Raw genomic sequence first — 20364 nt, 5'->3', positions numbered from 1 at the left:
ACTCGTGGGCGCTTGACCAAAGCCTATCGGTCAAACGCCCACGAATCAGTGAGTCACACTGCTAATTGCTGATGGGCAATTAGTCGCGTGGCTTTTCGCGCATCTCGAAGGTCTCGATGATGTCGCCTTCCTTGATGTCGTTGAACGACCCCAGGCCGATGCCGCATTCGAAGCCCTCGCGGACCTCGGTGACATCGTCCTTTTCGCGGCGCAGCGAGTCAATCGACAGGTTGTCGCCCACGACGTTGCCGTCGCGTACCAGGCGCGCCTTGGAATTGCGCTTGATGCTGCCCGAGCGGATGATCGAACCGGCAATGTTGCCGAACTTCGAGGAACGGAAGACCATGCGGATCTCGGCGGTACCGAGGGCCACTTCTTCGTATTCCGGCTTGAGCATGCCCTTGAGCGCAGCTTCGATGTCGTCGATTGCGGAGTAGATGACCGAGTAGAAGCGCATATCCACGCCTTCTTTGTCAGCCAGTTCAGACACGCGCTCGGCTGGGCGGACGTTGAAGCCAATGATGATGGCGTTGTCCACGGTAGCCAGGTTGACGTCGTTCTGGGTGATAGCACCCACGCCGCGGTGGATCACGCGCAGCTGAACGTCGTCGCCAACCTCGATCTTCATCAGCGAGTCTTCCAGCGCTTCAACAGCACCCGAAGCGTCACCCTTCAGGATCAGGTTCAGGGTATCGATCTTGCCATCTGCAACGGCCTTGTCGAAGTCTTCCAGCGTGATGCGCTTGCGGCGCTTGGCCAGCATGGCGTTGCGCTCTGCGGTTTCGCGCTTGTCAGCGATCTGACGGGCGGTGCGCTCGTCTTCGGTGATCAGGAAGCCGTCGCCGGCGCGAGGCACCGAGGACATGCCCAGTACCTGAACCGGGCGCGAAGGCAGTGCCACGTCCAGGTTCTCGCCGTTTTCGTTGAACATTGCACGCACTCGGCCGTGGGCGGTGCCCACCACCATGGTGTCGCCAACGCACAGGGTACCGGACTGAACCAGAACGGTAACCACCGAACCGCGGCCCTTGTCCAGGTTCGCTTCAATGGCTACACCACGAGCGGACTTGTCCGGGTTGGCCTTCAGTTCCAGCACGTCGGAAGTCAGCAGGACGGCGTCGAGCAGATCGTCGATACCCTGCTTCTGCAGTGCCGAAACCTTCACGAACATGGTGTCGCCACCGTATTCCTCGGGAACCAGGCCGTACTCGGTCAGCTGGCCCATGACCTTGTCAGGGTTGGCGCCTTCCTTGTCGACCTTGTTCACTGCGACGATGATCGGCACGCCAGCAGCCTGTGCGTGGTTCAGTGCTTCCACGGTCTGCGGCATCACGCCGTCGTCCGCTGCAACGACCAGCACGGCCACGTCGGTGACCTCGGCACCACGGGCACGCATGGCGGTGAACGCCTCGTGGCCCGGGGTATCGATGAATGTCATCGCGCGCTCGCGGCCCTCATGGGTGTGGTTGATCTGGTAGGCACCGATGTGCTGGGTGATGCCGCCGTGCTCGCCCTCGATAACGTTCGACTTGCGGATAGCATCCAGCAGTCGGGTCTTACCGTGGTCGACGTGGCCCATGATGGTGATGACTGGGGCGCGCTCTTCGAGCACGTCTTCGCCTTCAGCCTCAAGTTCGGCATCCAGGTCCAGGCCGAAGCCTTCGAGCAGTTCCTTGTCCTCGTCCTCCGGGGAGACGACCGAAACCTTGTAGCCCAGCTCTTCGCCGAGCACTTCGAAGGTTGCCTCGTCCAGGGACTGGGTGGCCGTAGCCATTTCGCCGAGGTGGAACAGCACGGTGACCAGTGCTGCCGGGTTGGCGCCGATCTTGTCAGCGAAGTCGGTGATCGAAGCACCACGGCGCAGACGGATCTCGGTGTCGCCGGTACCGCGAGGTACGTTCACACCGCCCAGGCTTGGAACACTCATCTGCTCCAATTCCTGGCGCTTTGCACGCTTGGACTTGCGCTGCTTGCCGCGGCCGGCGCCTCCCTTGCCGAAAGCACCGCCAACGCCACCGCGACCACGAGGTGCACCTGGGCGGAAGCCGCCACCGGTACCGCCGCCGCCGTTGCCACCGCCGCCACCTGGGCGACCGCGTCCGCCGCCACCGGCACCTGGACGTCCGCCACCGGCTGGTGCTGGACGATCAGTGCGGTTAGGCATCATGCGCGGGGTGGCAGTGGTTCCAGCGCCAGCGCCTGCGCCTGGACGTGGACCGCCGGCACCTGCACCAGCTGGGCGTGGACCACCCTGGCCGGCTGGGCGTGGGCCGCCCTGGCCTGCTGGACGCGGGCTGCGCTGGCCGTCGCGTGCTGGACGTGGACCGCCCTGGGCATCGCGTGGTGGACGTGGACCGCCCTGGCCCTGTCCTGCTGGACGCGGGCCGCGCTGGCCGTCACGCGGTGGACGCGGGCCGCCCTGGCCGCCTTCGCCGCGCATTCCCTGCTGGGAGGAGAACGGGTTGTTGCCTGGACGTGGGCCGCCTGGGCGCGGTGCGCCCGGACGTGGTGCGCGGTTGCCATCGCGGTTCTGGCCACGACGTTCACCGGAGTCAGTCGAACGCATGCCCTGCTGGGATGAGAACGGGTTGTTGCCTGGACGTGGTGCCCCTGGCTTTGGTGCTGGCTTGCTGCCTGGCTTTGGTGCTGCGCCGGGCAGTGGTGCACCCGGGGTGGCCTTCGCTGCCGGTGCCGCAGGGGCGGCCGGCTGGGACGGTGCCGGGGTTGCTGCTGCCGGCTTGGCGGCAGGCTTTGCTGCAGAGCTTGCAGCCGGGGTTGCCGCTGGCTTGGAAGCCGGCTTTGGCGCACTCGGGGTTGCTGGCTTTGCTGCTGCCGGCTTGGCAGCTGCCGCATTGTTGGAACCTGGGAAGGCGTCGCGCAGCTTGCGCGCTACTGGAGGTTCAACGGTCGAGGATGCCGAGCGAACGAATTCGCCCATGTCCTGCAATTTGGTTAGTGCTTCTTTTGAAGTGATTCCGAGCTCTTTGGCGAGCTCGTGAACGCGGGGTTTAGCCACATCTCTCCTGTATTGATGTGATCTGCTCAAACCCCAGCTTCAAAGAAAAATCTTTAATCAGGAGGTCTGGCAAATCAGCTGTGTAATTCGTGAAATTCTTCCGTCGCACGGTGGATCACGCAGAACTGATAATTCATCGTTGTGCGCTCAACATTGCCGACTCATCGGGTTGCCATCAGATTTCTGACCCGCTTTCATCATGTTTGCCAGATTGCTGGCGTGCTGCCAGCTGATCTTCGTATGCGGCGAATTCCTGCACAACCTGCGAATCGTCCACGGCGGACCGGAAGGTCCTCGCGAACGCTTTTCGCTGTACAGCTTGCCGCACACACTTTTCTGTACCGTGGGTCCAGGTTCCTCGCCCAAAGGCAGAACCCTGCAGGTCCAGGCTCACCACACGCGGTGATGCGCCTTCCTTGAGAACCCAACGGAGCAGCTCGTTTTTACCGGTAACAGTTCGACAGCCAATGCACGTTCGTTGCTGATGCAGCTTCATGCGAGCGCCGTCGCCACCTTCCCTAGTTATGCGAGCCAACTACTAGTCTAGCGCGTTTGGCAGCCATAGCGCGCATGAGTTGTGGCTCACACAGCGCCAGGCTGCCGTTCGCTCGACCAGATTTTCCTGGAACAGCAGCTTTAGAGCTGTGGCTCCTTGCCACCGGAGGCCGCCAGGATGTCAATGCGCCAGCCGGTCAGCTTGGCGGCCAGGCGGGCGTTCTGCCCTTCCTTGCCGATAGCCAGCGACAGCTGGGAGTCGGGAACCACTACGCGGGCACGGCGTTCGGCCTCATCCAGGATCTCCACCGAGACAACCTTGGACGGCGACAGGGCCGCTGCGATGAACTTCGCTGGATCCTCGTTGTAGTCAACGATGTCGATCTTCTCGTCGTTCAGTTCGTTCATCACGGCGCGCACTCGGGTGCCCATTTCGCCAATGCAAGCGCCCTTGGCGTTAACGCCAGGCTTGGTGGCCCGCACGGCGATCTTGGTGCGGTGTCCGGCCTCGCGTGCCAGCGCCTCGACAACAACGGTGCCGTCGGCGATTTCTGGAACTTCCATTTCGAACAGCAGTCGCACCATGCCCGGGTGCGAACGCGACAGCGTCACTGCCGGCCCCTTGTTGCCGCGCTCGGCGGAAACTACGAAGGCACGAAGGCGATTGCCGTGAATGTACTTCTCGCCTGGGGACTGCTCAACCGGTGGCAGCAGCGCCTCGAGGTCGCCGATCTTCACCTGCACCATATGCGCCGAGTAGCCCTGCTGGATCACGCCGGAGATCAAGGTGCCCACGCGTGCGGAGAATTCCCCGACAACCTGTGCGTCCTCGGCTTCGCGCAGTCGCTGCATGATGACCTGGCGTGCGGTCGAGGCGGCAATGCGGCCAAAACCGTGTGGAGTGTCATCGAATTCGCCGAGCAGAACACCAGCGTTGTCGCGGTCCTCCACCATGATGGCTACATGGCCGGTGCTGCGCTCAATGTGGGCGCGAGCCCCCGGCATAGCGCCTTCGGTCTTGTTGTAGGCCAGCAGCAACGCCGACTCGATGGTCGGAATCAGGACATCCATGGGGATGTCGCGGTCTTTTTCCAGAATGCGCAGTGCGTTGAGATCAATATCCACGCTTAGCCCTCCAAATCTTCAGAATCAACGGTGTCTAATAGTGCGTCATCGAAGTTCAGTTCTGGATCGACAACAGCTTTACGGATATTTTCAAAAGCATGGAGGGCCGGGTCAAGAACCTTGGACTTCATGCCTTTTTTGGCCGGCTCGCGGTGCTCGGCAACCAGGACATCAGCATCGTTGACTTCAAGCAGGCGTCCGCGCAGCTTGGTTCCATCGCTGAGCGAGATTTTGACCATGCGGTTGATGGCTCGCACCCAGTGGCGATGCGCCGTCAGCGGGCGGGAGAGGCCAGGCGAGCTCACTTCAAGTTCATATGGATCTGCGGATGCGTAGGCAGCATCTTTGTCCAGTGCATTGGAGATGGTGGTGGTTACTTCACCGAGTTCATCGAGATTCACCGAATCGCGGCCGTCGGCCTTGTCGACGATGATCTGAACGATCATCTGCTTGCCGGAAGGGCGCAAAGCGACTTCTTCTAAGAGAAGCCCGTGGGATTCTACTTCCTTGGAAAGCAATGCAGTCAGTCGCTGCGCTTCCTGTTCGGTATCGGCCGGCATTCCGGTCATGGATATCCTCCCACGCTATTCGATGTTGTCCTTTAAGCGTATAGTGCCTTTCGCTCGTTGAGAACTGCCAAACCGTCTCAGGTGAAAGAACTCACGCACTTTTTCTTTCACTGGTGGCGCGCAACACCACTATTGCCTGAAATCACCGGCCGATCATGGCATGATCGAATCGCTATGGCTGAAAATTCTCCTCATAATTCCCGCCGCAGGAAGACAACAGCGCACCGCGCACCGGGCTGGATCGCTCCTGCACTGGCGGGAGCAGTGGCGGTTGCCGTGACGTGGGGAATCGGCAGTACCTTGTTCCATGGCGCATTGGTCGATCACGGGCTGCCGGAACAAGTCAAAGATGCATCCGACGACGAACGCACCATGTGGGTTCAAGGCGCCACGTTGGCCGATCTGGCTGCGCGGGCCAACAAGCTGGCCGAACTGGCCCAAGGCCAGGAATCCGAAGCGCTCGCGATCCTGGGAACCTCCTTGTCCCAGGGCGCTGCCCTGCTTGGCGAATTGCAATTCGAAGAAGAGTCTCCCGCGCCGGTTGCGCAAAGCTACTCCCCCGAACTGGTTGAAGCCCTGGTGCAGGACGTAGCGAATTTCTCCGCTTCGATGCCCGCTTTTGAGGATCCGTCCATGGAACGCAATGAGTTGCTCGCGCAGATCGCGTTCCAAACGAACTTTGACGCGCGCGATGCCCTGGAAGCCCTCGACGAGAAAGACGCTCCCAATCTCGCCAAGCCGCTGAGCAGTTCAGCAGACGAGGGCAATTCCGATCAGGTCGGCTGCTTGCCTTCCCCGGATTTGCTTGATCCGGCCGGCAAGGCCGGTGAACCGGACGACTTTGAACCGGTCGCCGTTGCCCGCGCATTGGATCGTGGCTACGCATTGGACTTTGTCCTCCAGCTGCACGCGGCACGTGGCACGTCCTCGCAAGTTGACGGAATTGAAGAACAACGCACCGCGCTGGGCAAGCAGCTAAACAGCCTGCGATCGGTGGTCGACCAGAAATGCGGCGATCTGCGCCAGCCAGCCTATGCCCTGCCCGAAAACGGGCTGGAGGACCTGGACAAAGTCGTTGCCAACGCGCAAGAAGACTTTGACCGGGCTCTGGTCACCGCAGCGGGCAACGCCGATGGAGAAGCTGGGAAGCGCATCGCAACACTGGCGTATGAGGTACTCAGCGGCCCCTCGGCTGCCACTTCGGATCAGCGCATCCTGGAATCCGGAACGGGCGTTAACTGACCCTGTGAGCATGCGGGATTCCTTTCACGCTGGCACTGACGTCCGTATTACAAAATAATCACAACGGTATTTTTCTGCTTCATACGTCGAGGAATGAACAGGATTAAATCCGAACAAATTCGACCACCGGCGTGACGGAATATCGAAGGTGAACCACCAAGCCAACCTACGATTTTCCACTCCACCCAGGCCCGCATTCCGCGTCGAATAGGACGGCGCATTGCCGGTTCATGCGAAAAATAAAAATTACGCAAATTCTCTCCAGACATTCGCCCCTCGCAATTCATCCAATAAACAGCTATGGTGAAATCAAGTGCCGGAGGTTCGAGATTTGACTCCCCCATTTAGCCAGGGAGAAAAAGTCCGTATCGAGGCATCAGCATGGGGATCCAGACACTCGTTACAACTTCGTACACAGGAGGATGGATAATGCCAGGTCGATTTGTGCGATCAAGAATTGCGCAACAAGTCAGCGAAATCATCAGTTCGAGGCAAGGTCGCGCCCAGCTCAGCGCTCACGGTTGGGTACAGGGAATGCCTATCGTCATCGCGCAGCAAGACGAACAGCTCAGCGATGTCATGTCCCTCGTCGCCGCGCACCAGCCACCGGTACTGGTTGCCACCACCGATCCAGAGAATGGCGACCTGTGGTTCATGTATGTGTCCATTGGCTGCACTGACCTGCAAGTTGTTGATCCGCTGCCGCAGAACACCAGCATTGGGGAGCTGTACCGCTCGGCATCGCGGTCGAGTTTCTTGACATTCCGCATTGACCAGATGACAGCCAGCTCGGTAGTCCATGCCATTGAGCCACAGCACGTGAGGCACCACGCAGGTTATACGACCGTCGAGGCCTCTACCTCGCCCACCGTCTAGAGCGGGCGCTTTCCCGGCTCACTGTCCGGCAAAAATCATGTCTGCACCGAGCTTGACGATTAGCGCGCTGACTACGACGACAAATACGATGCGAATAAATGCACTGCCCTTGGAGATGGCCATGCGTGCTCCAAGGTAGCCACCGATCATGTTCATCACGCCCATGGCCACTCCCAGGCCGACCAGCACATGTCCGGTAGGGACGAACAACAGCAAGGCGCCGAGATTCGTGCACAAGTTGACGATTTTGGCCTTTGCAGAGGATTGCAAGAAGTTGTAGCCAAGAACTGTCACCATGGCAATGATCAGGAAAGAGCCGGTGCCCGGGCCAACCATGCCGTCATAGCCACCGATAATCAGGCCGATCAAGATAGCCCTGAGATAGTGCTGGTGCCCGGTGTAGCGAAGGCGGGAAAGCTCTCCGGCTTTTGGCTTAAAAATCGTGAATAGCAGAACCGCAATCAACGCGGCGATAATGATCGGCTTGATTGCTTCAGAAGGCAGCAATGTAGCCAGGGCCGCCCCGCCAAAAGCACCGATTAGTGCTGTCAGCGCCATCGGTATCGCGGTTTTCAAGTCCGGGCTGGTCCGCCGGTAGTAGGTAATGGCACTGGTAGTGGTGCCAAAGATCGACCCCAGTTTATTGGTGGCCAGCGCTTGAACCGGGGTAATTCCGGGAAAAAGAAGCAGCGCGGGCAATTGAATTAGGCCTCCGCCGCCAACTACCGCGTCGATCCATCCCGCCCCCAAGGCTGCCAGTAAAAGCAGGGCCAAGGGCCAGAAGGATACGGGTTCACCGTTGACGGACAGGAATTCCACTATCTCTTGCACCGCGCTACTCCCCTATTCAGTTATTTTCAAGGCGCTCAGGCAGTCAGCTCTTCAACAACATCCTCGACCTTGACGTCGCGGCGTTCGCCGGTGGCTCGGTCCTTGACCTCAACCACGCCATCAGCCAAGCCACGGCCAACAACCACGATGGTTGGAATGCCGATCAGCTCGGCATCCGAGAACTTCACGCCCGCCGAAAGCTTTGGACGGTCGTCAAGGATGACATCCTGGCCCGAAGCTTCAAGTTCGGCAGCCAGCTTTTCAGCGGCCTCGAGCATCTCTGCCCCCTTGCCGGTGACAACAATGTGCACGTCGGCCGGCGCGATCTGCTTAGGCCAGGCCAGACCGTTCTCATCGTGGTAAGCCTCAGCCAGGGCAGCCACAGCGCGGGTGACACCGATGCCGTAGGAACCCATGGTGACAACCTGCAGCTTGCCGTTCTGGTCCAGCACCTTCAGATCCAGTGCCTTGGCATACTTGCGGCCAAGCTGGAAGATGTGTCCCATTTCGATACCGCGCTCGGTGCGCAGCGGGCCGGAGCCATCCGGTGCCGGATCGCCTTCGAGGACGTTGACCGCTTCGATGGTTCCATCAAAAGCGAAGTCGCGCCTGGCTACCAGGCCAAAGACGTGCTTGCCGTGCTCGTTGGCGCCGGTGATCCAGGTGCTGCCGGAAACCACGCGTGGATCAACCAGGTAGGTGATTCCGCCTTCAGTTTCCTTGCCCAGCAGCTGCTGGTCCAGTCCAAGAGCTGGGCCCAGGTAACCGGTGACGATCTCCGGGTGGCTCTTGAGGTCTTCTGCGGTGGCCTGCTCAACGGAAACCTCGCCGTTGATGCCCAGGGCGACACCGATGGTTGCTTCCAGACGCTTCTCGTCCACCTGGCGGTCGCCTGGCACGCCAAGAACGACCAAGTGGCGGTTGCCCTCTGGATCGATGACAGCCAGCACCACGTTCTTCAGGGTGTCCTTGGCTTCCCATGCACGATCCTGGCGGGGGCGCAGCTCATTGGCGGCCGCAACCAGGGTATCGATGGTCGGGGTGTTAGGCGTCTCGACGACTTCGAAGGCAGGAGCCGCTGTGTAGTCGATGGCGTCCGGCACCACAGTGGTGACAGCTTCAACGTTGGCCGCGTAGCCACCGGGCGAGCGGACAAAGGTGTCCTCGCCGATGGCGGTTGGGTGCAAGAACTCTTCGGACTTCGAACCGCCCATGGCACCTGCCTGGGCGAAAACAGGAACAACTTCCAGGCCAAGGCGCTGGAAAATCTTCAGGTAGGCACCGCGGTGAGCCATGTAGGCCTCGTCCAGTCCGGCATCATCAATGTTGAAGGAGTAGGAGTCCTTCATGATGAATTCGCGGCCGCGCAGCAGGCCCGCGCGCGGGCGAGCTTCGTCGCGGTACTTGTTCTGGATCTGGTAGAGGTATACCGGCAGGTCCTTGTAGGAGTTGTACAGGTCCTTGACCAGAAGGGTGAACATTTCCTCGTGGGTCGGTGCCAAGAGGTAGTCGGCTTCTTTGCGGTCCTTCAGACGGAACAGGCCATCACCGTACTCAGTCCAACGGCCGGTCTGCTCATATGGTTCGCGCGGCAGCAGCGCAGGGAAATGCACTTCCTGGCCGCCGATGGCGTTCATTTCCTCGCGCACAATAGCTTCAACGCGCGCAAGGACTTTCAAACCCAGCGGCAACCAGGTGTAGATGCCCGGGGCCGCACGGCGGATATAACCGGCGCGTACCAACAGCTTGTGGCTGGCGACTTCGGCGTCAACCGGATCTTCACGCAAGGTGCGCAAGAAGGTAGTGGAAAGCTTCAAAACCACTCGGGGGCGTCCTATTCCGTCCGTCGACGACCGAAAAGTATTTTCGGTGTCGACTAGCTATGCAAAATCAATGGGTTTTCGGCCGTAAAGTCGACCGATTCCAATGCTACCGCTTCGGGCCACTTCCCAATAAATTCAAGGGCTGCGAGCTAGCTCGTGTTGCGAAAAGCGCCAATAGGAATCAGGACCTGCACGATCCAAAAAACGGTTTTTCCCAGCCAGAAGGCAATCGCCGGCCGCACTACCGCGATTCACGGTGAGGATGGCAGATCTCGGCGAACGCGTCCACCGACACACAGGGGCAGTGAAGTGGCCAGGAAAGCCGAAAGGCTCCCGCCGGTCCCTTGAGGAAACCGGAGAGAGCCAAACGTATGGGGAGTTCCTACTTAGCTGCCGACTTAACTTCAGCAACAGCCTTGTTCAATTCACCCGTGAGCTTGTCCAGCACTTCTGCCTCAGATGTGTCTCCGCCACCTGAGTAAACGACCATCACAGCATTAGCCCCGACCAGGCCCTGCATCTGGTAAGAACCGCCCGGGACCTCGGTACCGTTAACGGTCATGCTGGTCTGGGTGGCAATGGTGGTATCGGCATCAGAGCTGGCGTCAAGGACCTTGGCCGAAGCTGAAATCTCCTGGCCCGACATGGACATCGTGAACTTGTCGCAGCCCTGCAAATCCTTGCTTTCGGCCATGGACTTTGCTTGCTCAAGCTTGGCTGAATCCTCGTAGCCGAGCACCGAGTACGTCGTGGACTCCATGCCCTCGCCGGGGACGATCGCGACAGCCATGTTGGTGCCTTCAAGATCCTGTGTCCCCTGCTGTGCCACGAATTCGGCGCACTTTTCCGGGCTGATGTTCATTTGCTCAATCAATTTCTTCGATTCAGGCAATGACGCCTTAATCGTGTCGCCATCCAGAACCTGCGCCTTGGAGTTATCGCCCACTAGCGACTTGACCACCGCAGAGACCTGTTCAGCGGTCAGCGCCGCGGTTTCAGTCGACTGTTCTTGCGCAGCACCCGAACCGTCGGAGCTACCCGAAGATTCGTTACCCGAGCTGCCGCAACCGCTCAAAGCGAGTGCTGCCGCCATCGGCAGCACCCAGAAAGCTTGCTTCTTCATGGTGTAATCCTCACGTTGATGGTGAAAAGCCATCTCTAGTATTACACAACACGTTCGAAATAAAACCACATACCGGAACTATTGCGCCGCTTTGATTTCATCAAACGCTTGATCTGCAAGCTCCACTGCCTGAGTCGCCAATTCTGCAGGTTGCATCGACCCCGTTTGCAAGGTGACTAGAACAAAATTGTTTCCGTCCAACGCTTGAACGGCGACCGAACTCAATGTTTGCCCACCACCGGCATCCATGATGGTCGACATGCTCAACGATCTCTCGGCTTTGACAGCCAGCGGCAAGATCTGGCGCTGGGCCTTGACTTCTTGTCCGCCCTGTTCAATGGTGACAGTTTCGCAGTCCTCAAGATCATCCAGTGCCAGTGCATCGTGCACGTTTTTTCGCGTGGCTTCGTCAGTCAACGAAAAAATCTGCACGACTTTACCCATTTGCTCGGAGCTGCTCGTCGAAGTGGCAGCCACTGAGCCGGTCAGGTCAGTGACCGTATATTTGGCGTTAAGTTCTGCGCATTTCTCCGGCTTGATTCCGTCAGGCACCTTGGCGTTCTTGGCTGCGGAAAGCTGCGGTTGCATCTGTTCGTTGCCGATCACCTGCGCCGCGGGGTCGCCTTCAAGCAATTTGGAGGCGATGTTTTCGACTTGCGCTGCGTCTAGTGTTTTACCCGTAGCCGGTTCATCAGCATTACCTTGCTGGTCCGATGGGCTCGTGGACTCGGATGAATTCGGCACCTGATCAGATGAGCCGGCGGAGCAACCAGCCAGGGCGAGCGATGTCGCCAGCGGCAATGCCCAAAATACCAATCGCTTGGTCATGAAGTTTTCCTTTGTTGTCCTTGCAGAGAAAGTTGAGAGCACGCCGCTAATTTCTCTAGGTCAGCTCGCTCAGCAATTCGTTGATCGTCGCTGCTGCGCCGTGGACTTGCTGCTGTGTTTGCCCTTGAGACGTGGGTTGCTGGATGCCGATCAACACGTTAGACCTGGCGGCACGAACCATGAGCTGTTGCTGGGTGGTTTTCCCGTCACTGCTGGTAACCACGTAGCTTTCATCTTGTTCGGCTTCAGAGTCCATTGGCTGCTTTGCCAGATGGTAGGCGAGAGATTCATTGCCCGAGGTGACAGAGTAGCGACAGCATTGCTCATTGGCCGAGGCATTTGCGTCCCACTGCTTTTTCAAAACTTGTGGATCTTTGTAGATGGCCACTGTGAGATAGCGGTCCTCGAATTCGATGGCGCCCATCGTGGAATTCTGCAGTTGGTCCGCTACTGGCTCAGCAAAGGCAACTCCGCATCTACTCGGGTTGACTTTGACGCTTTCAATCCATTCTTGGGCCTTCGGGATAGTGGCCCGCAACTTCTTATCGGTGATGACCGCGGCGTTTGCATCTGTTTTAGAGAAGTCTTCAAGGATTTTCTGCAATTGGTCAGCGTTGATCTTCACTGGCCCTTGAGGAGTCGGTTCAGGTGCAGGTTGAGCAGCGCTGCAGCTTGCCAATGTCATCGTTGCTAGGCAAAAAGCAACGGCCAGATACGACTTGAAACCATTGGCTTGGGGCACAAAATTTCCTATCCCATTTAGCTTTACTCTCTAGAGTCTAGAAGATCATCGACAAATACGACGAGATTGCGACCAAAGTGGTCCTGCGCGTCCGCAAGTACAAGCTGCCGTTGCCTAGAACAAGATCGTTGCAAAGGTGCCAACCTGCTCAAACCCAATACGTTGATAGGTCTTCAAAGCAGGCACATTAAAATCATTCACGTACAAGCTGGCTATCGGCGCGAATTGCATGGCGTAATCCACCGTTGCGCTCATATACCCAGAGGCTAAGCCGACCCCCCGGTATTTGGGATTAACCCACACACCCTGGATCTGGACAACTTCGTCAGTCACGGTGCCCAAATCGGCTTTGAAGACGACCTCGCCGTTGTCATCGCAGTCGATGAGGGTATGTGCGTCGCGGATCAGTTGTCTGACTCGGCTTCGATAAAAACTTCCACCGTTTTCCAATGGGGAATAACCCAGTTCTTCTTCAAACATGGCGGCACTGGCTGGGAGCACCAGATCGAATTCGTGAATTCGCGCAGGACGAAGATTGTTGCGCCGGATTCCAGCGGGCTGCTGCGAAATAGTCAGCAGAGGTTGGTTCTCCCGGACATCGAAGATCTCTTGCGGGCCCTCGAGTAGTACCTCATGCATGGCCAGCACAGATTGCGCCGGACCAAAGACGGAGGCGAAGCGCTGCCGAGATTCCAAGGCATACTGCGCATATTTTTTAGCCTCGTCCTCGGTCATGAGGGTAGGCGCCACATTGGCACCTACCCAACATGCCGATTCGAGGCCGGCGTCACCATCGAGCCCGACGATACGGGCGTAGCCATCCGGCGCAGCTGAACGGTGCAAGTTCACCTGAGAACGGGTGAAAATATTAGCGACGGGGTCGCGGTCGAGCAGCTCGATGAGCGCCGTCGTGTCACGGCGGTTCAGAGTCCGCGGCACCCTTTTGTCGCTTCGCCGGCTGTCTTTAGCTGACGGAGACCACGGGAGAACCCGAGGCAGGATTCTCGTCATCGTTCAGTCCCATTTCGTCAGCCAAACGGTTGGCTTCTTCAATCAGCGTCTCAACAATCTGGTCTTCTGGCACTGTCTTGATGACTTCGCCCTTGACAAAAATCTGGCCCTTGCCATTGCCAGAAGCCACTCCAAGATCAGCGTCGCGGGCCTCGCCAGGCCCGTTAACAACGCAGCCCATAACGGCCACACGCAATGGAGCCTTCATGCCTTCAAGGCCCTCGGTGACCTGTTCAGCCAAGGTGTAAACGTCTACCTGGGCGCGTCCGCAGGATGGGCAAGAGACGATGTCCAGCTTGCGAGGACGCAGATTCAGCGATTCAAGAATCTGGTTACCGACTTTAACTTCCTCAACCGGAGGAGCGGAAAGCGAAACGCGAATCGTGTCGCCGATGCCTTTGGAAAGTAGCGCACCGAAAGCCGTGGCGGACTTGATGGTTCCCTGGAACGCCGGACCTGCTTCGGTCACGCCCAGGTGCAGTGGCCAGTCGCCGCGCTCAGCCAGCAGTTCGTAGGCACGAACCATGATGACCGGGTCGTTGTGCTTCACCGAGATCTTGAAGTCGTGGAAACCGTGCTCCTCAAACAGCGATGCTTCCCAAACTGCCGATTCGACCAATGCCTCAGGCGTCGCCTTGCCGTACTTCTGCAGCAAACGCCGGTCCAGCGAACCCGCATTAACACCGATTCGAATCGAGGTGCCGTGATCCTTGGCCGCCTGGGCGATTTCCTTGACCTGGTCATCGAACTGGCGGATATTGCCCGGATTCACTCGAACGGCGCCGCATCCGGCTTCAATGGCCGCAAAGACGTACTTTGGTTGGAAGTGGATATCGGCAATGACTGGGATCTGAGACTTCATCGCAATAATGCTCAGAGCCTCCGCATCCTTGTCGGTGGGGCAAGCTACACGCACGATGTCACAACCGGCAGCAGTCAGCTCAGCGATTTGCTGCAGCGTCGCGTTGATGTCGTGAGTCTTGGTGGTGGTCATCGACTGGACCGAAATCGGCGATTCAGAGCCGACCCCGACCGACCCGACCTGGAATTGGCGAGTCTTGCGACGTGGTGCGAGTACCGGCGGTGGGCCTGCCGGCATACCTAGGCTGACCGAAGTCAATGGACGCCTCCGAATAAATTGTGGGTAAATCTCTTAGTCCAAGTATGTCACCGTATCGAGGTGAGCGGGTACTCATGCGAGAAAGGCCACGGGGTCGCCGTGGCCTTTCTCGCAACTTCAAAGCCGTTCAGCCATTAAGCGCCTAGTTGGCTTCAGCAATTTCCTTGATGCTGTTGAGCACCGTAGTAACCTGCTCAACGACTTCAGCGTCGTCCTTCGGGTGCAGCTCGGCGAAGCGAACGACCGAGTTCGGAATGGCCAGCTTGACGTCTTCCAGAACCTTCGCACCTGCGATGTTCAGTGCCTTGCGAGCCTCGTTCTGAGCCCATACGCCACCATACTGGCCGAATGCGGTGCCAACAACAACGGTTGGCATACCCGAAACCGCACCAGCTCCGAACGGGCGGGACAGCCAATCAATTGCGTTCTTCAATACAGCTGGCATGGTGCCGTTGTACTCCGGGGTGACCAGCATCAGCGCGTCTGCCTCGGCTGCTGCGTCGCGCAATGCCTGGGCGGCAGCTGGAACGCCACCCTCAACGTCGGTGTCCTCGTTGTAAAAAGGGATGTTCTCCAGGCCACTGAATACGGAAACTTCCATGCCTTCAGGGGCGTTATGCGAGGTTGCTTCTGCCAACTGCTGGTTGGTCGAACCGTTACGCAGGGATCCGACGAGGGTGAGGACCTTAGTGGCCATGGGATGTACTCCTAAATCAGAAAATCAAAACAAGCTGACGCTTCATCTATTTTCAACTATCGGTGATTCCCATCAATTCCGCGAATTAAAGTGATCTAGAACACGATTGCCAATATCCTCTACTCCTGCCCCGGTTTTCTCCGAAGTTGCTTGGTGATGGATCGGCTGGATTTCGCATTCAGCCGTCTGCGTTGCGACCCTCTGGTTGGCTTGGTGGCCTTTCGCTGCGGAGCATCCGCGGCAAGTCCCTGGTCGACAAGTCGTCCCAGCTTCTCCATCGCAATCTGCCGGTTTCGCCACTGGGACCGTTCTTCCGAAGCCGTCACCACTATGGATCCGGCGACTAGTCGAGCTGCATACTTGTCGAGCAGCCGCTGACGCTGCCATGCAGATAGCGAGCGCGATGCACTGATGGACCAAGATAGTTCGACCCTGGAATCCGAAGTATTCACGTGTTGGCCACCGGGACCTGAGGAACGGGTGAAGTGCCAGGCAAGCTCGGCGGAAGGAATGCTCAAGCTGTCGTTGACGTGCAGATCCATAATTCTCCCTCCCGGATCCGTGGCGCCTGTCACGTGATCATTTCAAAAAAATTCTTAAATTGATAAGCTCCCGCCCTTCTGCGAAAGAAGAGCGGGAGCTTAGCTCGCTGACGCGCTAGGCCGAGAATTCCTGAAGCAACCCGATGACCGGGTTCCATTCTGTGATATTGGCCTGAGCAATCGCACCGACCTTGTTGAACGGATCATTGGCCAGCAGCTCGTTCAACACGGCTTCAGATTCAGCGGCAATGATCAACAACGCGCCATCGGTAGCAGGAGTCGGTCCCGATGCCAGGACTCGGGCCGGGCCCTCGTTGACGAATCCTACGAGGTACTCGCGGTGCGCCGGACGGTGTTCATTACGCAGCTCAACTGAGTCCTCGGCGTAAACGTATTCAACAGCAAAAACAGTCATGGCTACAGCTTATTTCCCTAGGGTCAGAACAGTTGTATTGGCTTAAAGATGTCTGCGTATATTAAGAGGCCGCCCATAACCAACATGGCCACCACAACAACGTAAGTCAGTGGCAACAGCTTGACCGTGTCCACAGGCTTAACTTTTTTCAGCTTGAAGATCCGGGCAAACATTCGTTTGATGCCATCGTAGAGGGCGCCAATCACATGTCCGCCATCCAATGGCAGCAGCGGAATCAAGTTGAATGCGAACAAGGCGAGGTTCAATCCCCCGACCAGTGAAAGCAAGGTCGCGAATTTATCGCCAACAGAAATGGAATCTTCGGCGCTGATTTCCCCGGCAATTCGTCCCACGCCAACAATTGACACAGGACCATTTGGATCACGCTGGCTATCGCCAAACGCTGCCTGGGCCACATCCACCATGCGCTGCGGCAGGTGCAGTATGACGTTTCCAATGGTCAGCAACTGGTTGCCAATAACTCCAGGCACGGCGCTCAGCGGCTGCGTCAGGTCCTGCTGCAACGAGCTCATCCCAACAAACCCGACCTTGGTCATGATGTAATTGCCCTGGTCGTCGGTGAGCACATAGCCATTTTCATCGGTAGCTGGCCGATCAGTAAGGTACGGGGTCAACGTGGTGGTGCGTTTTTGACCGTCTCGCTGGTAATCGAGCGTAATCGATTGCCCCGGGTTCACCCGGATTACGTCGGTCAGCTTGTTCCACTCGCCCTGCTCTACGGCATTGCCGTTGATGGCAGTGATGGTATCGCCTGGGCGCAGTCCAGCTTCATAGGCCGGCGCAGGAACATCCTTGTCCGTGCATTCGGTCTGCTCGGCATTCTGCGCGCTGGCGATGCACTGATACACCTCGGAAACGGTTGTCGTCGGTGTAGCCTGCCCGAAGCTGGTGAGAACAATGGCAATGACAACAAAACCGATCACCAAGTTCATTAACGGTCCGCCAAGCATGATGATCACGCGTTTGTAGACCGGAAGCTGGTAGAACAGGCGGCCTTCATCGCTCGGCCGGACATTTTCATTGGCTTGGGAACGAGCGTCATCGACCATCTGCCCGAAGACTTTTTGGAACAGGCCCGGCTTCTTGGCTGGCTGCTCGTCTGCGGCCTCCGGGCGTGGTGGATACATGCCCACCATCGAGATGTAGCCGCCCAGCGGTAGCGCCTTGATCCCGTATTGGGTTTCCCCTCGCTTGAAAGAAACCAGTGTCTTGCCAAAGCCGATCATGTACTGCGGTACTCGCAACTTGAAGAGCTTTGCCGGGACAAGGTGCCCAATTTCGTGCAGCGCGATGGAAAGGCCCACGGCGACCACCATGAAAAGAACGCCGGCAATGAACAGAATTACGCTCATGCTTTTGCCTCCACAATCTTCGCAGCGTGCGCCCTCGCCCAGCGGTCGGTTTCCAGAACCGTCTCGACGCTGAGTGCAGCGTTCACCGGAGTGTAGTCATCGAGCACGTGCTCGATAGTTTCGACGATGTCGTTGAATCGAATCTTTCCATCGTGGAAGGCTTCCACGGCAACTTCGTTGGATGCGTTGTAGACGGCCATGTGGGTACCCGAAGCCGCAGCGGCTTGCTTCGCCAATTTGACTGCCGAGAACACTTCTTCGTCCAAAGGCTCGAAAGTCCAGTTGGAGGACTTGGAGAAATCACAGGCCTTGGCGGCGCCAGCAACGCGATGCGGCCAATTGATGCCCAAGGCAATCGGCAGGCGCATATCTGGCGGAGATGCCTGGGCAATCACCGAGCCGTCAATGAATTCCACCATGGAATGAATGATTGATTGGCGGTGAACCACCGGCTCTATTCGCTCCAACGGAACGTCGAAGAGCAGATGCGCTTCGATTACTTCCAATGCCTTGTTGACCATGGTCGCTGAGTTCGTCGTGACCATGCGGCCCATATCCCAGGTGGGGTGCGCTAGAGCCTGGGCAGGGGTCACCTCGCGCAATTGATCATAGGTGTAACCAAAGAAAGGTCCCCCCGATGCGGTCACCAATAATTTGGATACTTCCTCTGGCGTACCTGAGCGAAGGGCCTGAGCCAAGGCCGAGTGTTCAGAATCAACGGGGGAAATTTGCCCGGGCGCAGCGATCTGCTTGACGACCTGCCCGCCGATAATCAAGGATTCCTTGTTGGCCAGAGCCAGCAAGTGTCCAGCTTCCAACGCGGCAATGGTAGGAGCCAGCCCGATGGCACCGGTGATGCCATTGAGCACCACGTCTGCTTCGCTGAACGCGGCAACTGTTGTCGCCGCCTGCGCCCCCGCCACCAGCTCTGGCTCGTAGCCGCTGACCGAGGCTTGGCTGGCTGCACGTTTTATGGCGGCGGCAAGTTCATCCACAGAGTCACTGGCACATCCAACCAATGCCGGGCGGTATTTGACCGCTTGCTGCGCGAGCAATTCCAAGTTGTATCCGCCAGAAAGGGCGGCCACCGAGAATTTTTCCGGCGCCTGGCTAATGACGTCCAAGCCTTGGGTGCCGATTGATCCTGTAGAACCGATCAGGGAGATCCTGCGGGGGTGTCCGGCCGGGGTAAAAGTTTTTTGGAAGCTCACCCATCCATTATGGTTCGTCTAACTGTGAGCGCCCAAAGCGCGCCACGCCCTGTGCATGGCACGGCGCGCTCTGCGGCAAAACTACAGCCCCAAGCTGCGGGCAATGAGCATCTGCTGGACCTGGGTTGTCCCTTCTCCGATTTCCAGGATCTTGGAGTCGCGGTAATGACGGGCCACCAGGGATTCGTTCATGAATCCATATCCGCCAAAGATCTGCGTCGCGTCGCGGGCATTGTCCATGGCAGCTTCGCTGGCAATCAGTTTGGCGTGGGCGGCCTCAATTTTGAAGTCCTTCCCAGCGAGCATTTTGGCAGCGGCTGCATAGTAGGCCAAGCGCGCGGTATGTGCACGAGAAGCCATGCGGGCAATCATGAATGAAACACCCTGGTTCTTGCCAATGGCAGTGCCAAAGGTCGTGCGCGTCTTGGCATACTTGACGGCTTCATCCAGGCAGCCTTGCGCCGCGCCGGTAGCTAACGCGGCAATGGCGATGCGTCCCTCGTCCAGGATTTCAAGGAAGTAGGCATAACCGCGTCCGCGCTCTCCCAAAAGATTCTCCTCGGGTACCCGCGCAGAATTAAAACTCAACGGATGGGTATCGCTGGCGCGCCAGCCCACCTTGTCGTAGGCCTTCTCGGCGGTAAACCCCTCGGTTCCGGTAGGCACGATGATGGCCGAGATTTCCTTCTTCCCCGTCGCCTCATCGACCCCCGTGACGGCCGTAGCCGTGACATGCGAAGTGATATCGGTGCCGGAGTTGGTGATGAATTCTTTTGCTCCGTCAATCACCCACTGTCCATCTTCCAGCTTTGCTTTGGTGAGCGCAGCCGAGGCATCCGAGCCGGCGCCCGGTTCGGTAAGTCCAAATCCAGCAATGCGTTCGCCGGTGGCCAGCGGCGCTAGCCACTGCCGTTTTTGAGCTTCGCTGCCAAATCGGTAAATGGGCATGGCGCCAAGAGAAACGCCGGCTTCCAGGGTGATGGCTACGGACTGGTCAACCTTGCCCAGTTCTTCCAACGCGAGCGCCAGGTGGAAATAGTCGCCTCCTGAGCCGCCATATTCCTCGGAGATCGGCAAGCCGAAAAGCCCCATCTGCCCCATTTGCTTGACGATGTCATAGGGAAAGGAATGATTGGCATCATTGGCAGCGCTTTGTGGCGCGACTACTTCTTGAGCGAATTCTCGGACCATGTTGACCAGGTCTTGGTACTGTTCATCGAGTTCGAGGTTAATCATCAGGCTCTCTCTTCGTTGAGGGACGGACCGATATCGAATTATTGGATCTGCAATATGTCGATATTGGACTTTTTCTGAGACCAGCGCGC

Annotated in this window: 19 protein-coding genes; 2 read left to right on the top strand and 17 right to left on the bottom strand. The window is 58.1% G+C overall.

Annotated features, from left to right (window positions below; genetic code table 11):
• Positions 1-79: 79 nt before the first annotated feature.
• The 4 genes from infB to AOZ07_RS05355 all read right to left on the bottom strand — a co-directional run bounded on the left by infB (position 80) and on the right by AOZ07_RS05355 (position 5205).
• Entirely contained in the window at positions 80-3016 is a 2937-nt protein-coding gene (gene infB / locus AOZ07_RS05370; protein WP_060701058.1) for a translation initiation factor IF-2, read from the bottom strand.
• Positions 3017-3191: 175 nt separating this feature from the next.
• Positions 3192-3512: a YlxR family protein gene (locus AOZ07_RS05365; RefSeq protein WP_075972423.1), complete on the bottom strand. Its 321-nt coding sequence runs from the start codon at positions 3510-3512 to the stop codon at positions 3192-3194.
• A 140-nt stretch (positions 3513-3652) separates the two neighbouring features.
• Positions 3653-4636 carry a transcription termination factor NusA gene (gene nusA / locus AOZ07_RS05360; protein ID WP_060701056.1) on the bottom strand — a complete coding sequence of 328 codons (984 nt, stop codon included), beginning with the start codon at positions 4634-4636 and terminating at the stop codon, positions 3653-3655.
• Between the two features lie 2 nt (positions 4637-4638).
• Positions 4639-5205 carry a ribosome maturation factor RimP gene (locus tag AOZ07_RS05355; RefSeq protein ID WP_060701055.1) on the bottom strand — a complete coding sequence of 189 codons (567 nt, stop codon included), beginning with the start codon at positions 5203-5205 and terminating at the stop codon, positions 4639-4641.
• Between the two features lie 174 nt (positions 5206-5379).
• On the opposite strand from AOZ07_RS05355, the gene AOZ07_RS05350 reads away from it, so the two are divergent.
• Both AOZ07_RS05350 and AOZ07_RS05345 read left to right on the top strand, forming a co-directional pair.
• Positions 5380-6447, top strand: a complete 1068-nt coding sequence (locus AOZ07_RS05350) for a hypothetical protein (RefSeq protein WP_194943809.1) — start codon at positions 5380-5382, stop codon at positions 6445-6447.
• Positions 6448-6981: 534 nt separating this feature from the next.
• Positions 6982-7323 carry a hypothetical protein gene (locus tag AOZ07_RS05345; RefSeq protein WP_060701053.1) on the top strand — a complete coding sequence of 114 codons (342 nt, stop codon included), beginning with the start codon at positions 6982-6984 and terminating at the stop codon, positions 7321-7323.
• An 18-nt stretch (positions 7324-7341) separates the two neighbouring features.
• On the opposite strand, the gene AOZ07_RS05340 is transcribed toward AOZ07_RS05345, so the two are convergent.
• The 13 genes from AOZ07_RS05340 to AOZ07_RS05280 all read right to left on the bottom strand — a co-directional run bounded on the left by AOZ07_RS05340 (position 7342) and on the right by AOZ07_RS05280 (position 20275).
• Positions 7342-8133 carry a sulfite exporter TauE/SafE family protein gene (locus AOZ07_RS05340; protein WP_060703314.1) on the bottom strand — a complete coding sequence of 264 codons (792 nt, stop codon included), beginning with the start codon at positions 8131-8133 and terminating at the stop codon, positions 7342-7344.
• A 56-nt stretch (positions 8134-8189) separates the two neighbouring features.
• The gene (locus AOZ07_RS05335) at positions 8190-9977 is read right to left on the bottom strand and encodes a proline--tRNA ligase (RefSeq protein WP_060701052.1); all 1788 of its coding nucleotides are present in this window, start codon (positions 9975-9977) and stop codon (positions 8190-8192) included.
• A 382-nt stretch (positions 9978-10359) separates the two neighbouring features.
• Positions 10360-11100 carry a hypothetical protein gene (locus AOZ07_RS05330; RefSeq protein WP_060701051.1) on the bottom strand — a complete coding sequence of 247 codons (741 nt, stop codon included), beginning with the start codon at positions 11098-11100 and terminating at the stop codon, positions 10360-10362.
• Between the two features lie 78 nt (positions 11101-11178).
• Positions 11179-11928 carry a hypothetical protein gene (locus tag AOZ07_RS05325; RefSeq protein ID WP_060701050.1) on the bottom strand — a complete coding sequence of 250 codons (750 nt, stop codon included), beginning with the start codon at positions 11926-11928 and terminating at the stop codon, positions 11179-11181.
• A 55-nt stretch (positions 11929-11983) separates the two neighbouring features.
• On the bottom strand, positions 11984-12670 hold the full coding sequence (locus AOZ07_RS05320; protein WP_194943808.1) for a hypothetical protein: 687 nt from the start codon (positions 12668-12670) through the stop codon (positions 11984-11986).
• Between the two features lie 114 nt (positions 12671-12784).
• The gene (locus AOZ07_RS05315; protein WP_236995274.1) at positions 12785-13609 is read right to left on the bottom strand and encodes a GNAT family N-acetyltransferase; all 825 of its coding nucleotides are present in this window, start codon (positions 13607-13609) and stop codon (positions 12785-12787) included.
• A gap of 25 nt (positions 13610-13634) precedes the next feature.
• On the bottom strand, positions 13635-14801 hold the full coding sequence (gene ispG / locus AOZ07_RS05310) for a flavodoxin-dependent (E)-4-hydroxy-3-methylbut-2-enyl-diphosphate synthase (protein WP_060701048.1): 1167 nt from the start codon (positions 14799-14801) through the stop codon (positions 13635-13637).
• A 142-nt stretch (positions 14802-14943) separates the two neighbouring features.
• On the bottom strand, positions 14944-15498 hold the full coding sequence (locus tag AOZ07_RS05305) for an NAD(P)H-dependent oxidoreductase (RefSeq protein ID WP_060701047.1): 555 nt from the start codon (positions 15496-15498) through the stop codon (positions 14944-14946).
• A gap of 119 nt (positions 15499-15617) precedes the next feature.
• Complete coding sequence (gene arfB / locus AOZ07_RS05300) at positions 15618-16040, bottom strand: alternative ribosome rescue aminoacyl-tRNA hydrolase ArfB (RefSeq protein ID WP_060701046.1); 423 nt, start codon at positions 16038-16040, stop codon at positions 15618-15620.
• Between the two features lie 115 nt (positions 16041-16155).
• Positions 16156-16455 carry a YciI family protein gene (locus AOZ07_RS05295; RefSeq protein WP_060701045.1) on the bottom strand — a complete coding sequence of 100 codons (300 nt, stop codon included), beginning with the start codon at positions 16453-16455 and terminating at the stop codon, positions 16156-16158.
• 23 nt (positions 16456-16478) lie between these two features.
• Complete coding sequence (locus AOZ07_RS05290; protein ID WP_060701044.1) at positions 16479-17828, bottom strand: M50 family metallopeptidase; 1350 nt, start codon at positions 17826-17828, stop codon at positions 16479-16481.
• Complete coding sequence (gene dxr / locus AOZ07_RS05285; RefSeq protein WP_060701043.1) at positions 17825-19039, bottom strand: 1-deoxy-D-xylulose-5-phosphate reductoisomerase; 1215 nt, start codon at positions 19037-19039, stop codon at positions 17825-17827. Before dxr ends, AOZ07_RS05290 begins: the two co-directional genes overlap by 4 nt.
• 81 nt (positions 19040-19120) lie before the next feature.
• On the bottom strand, positions 19121-20275 hold the full coding sequence (locus AOZ07_RS05280) for an acyl-CoA dehydrogenase family protein (RefSeq protein WP_060701042.1): 1155 nt from the start codon (positions 20273-20275) through the stop codon (positions 19121-19123).
• Between the last annotated feature and the right edge of the window lie 89 nt (positions 20276-20364).

The organism is Glutamicibacter halophytocola (genome assembly GCF_001302565.1).
GTDB classification, from domain to species: Bacteria; Actinomycetota; Actinomycetes; order Actinomycetales; family Micrococcaceae; genus Glutamicibacter; species Glutamicibacter halophytocola.
This window is presented reverse-complemented; position numbering and strand designations above follow the sequence as displayed.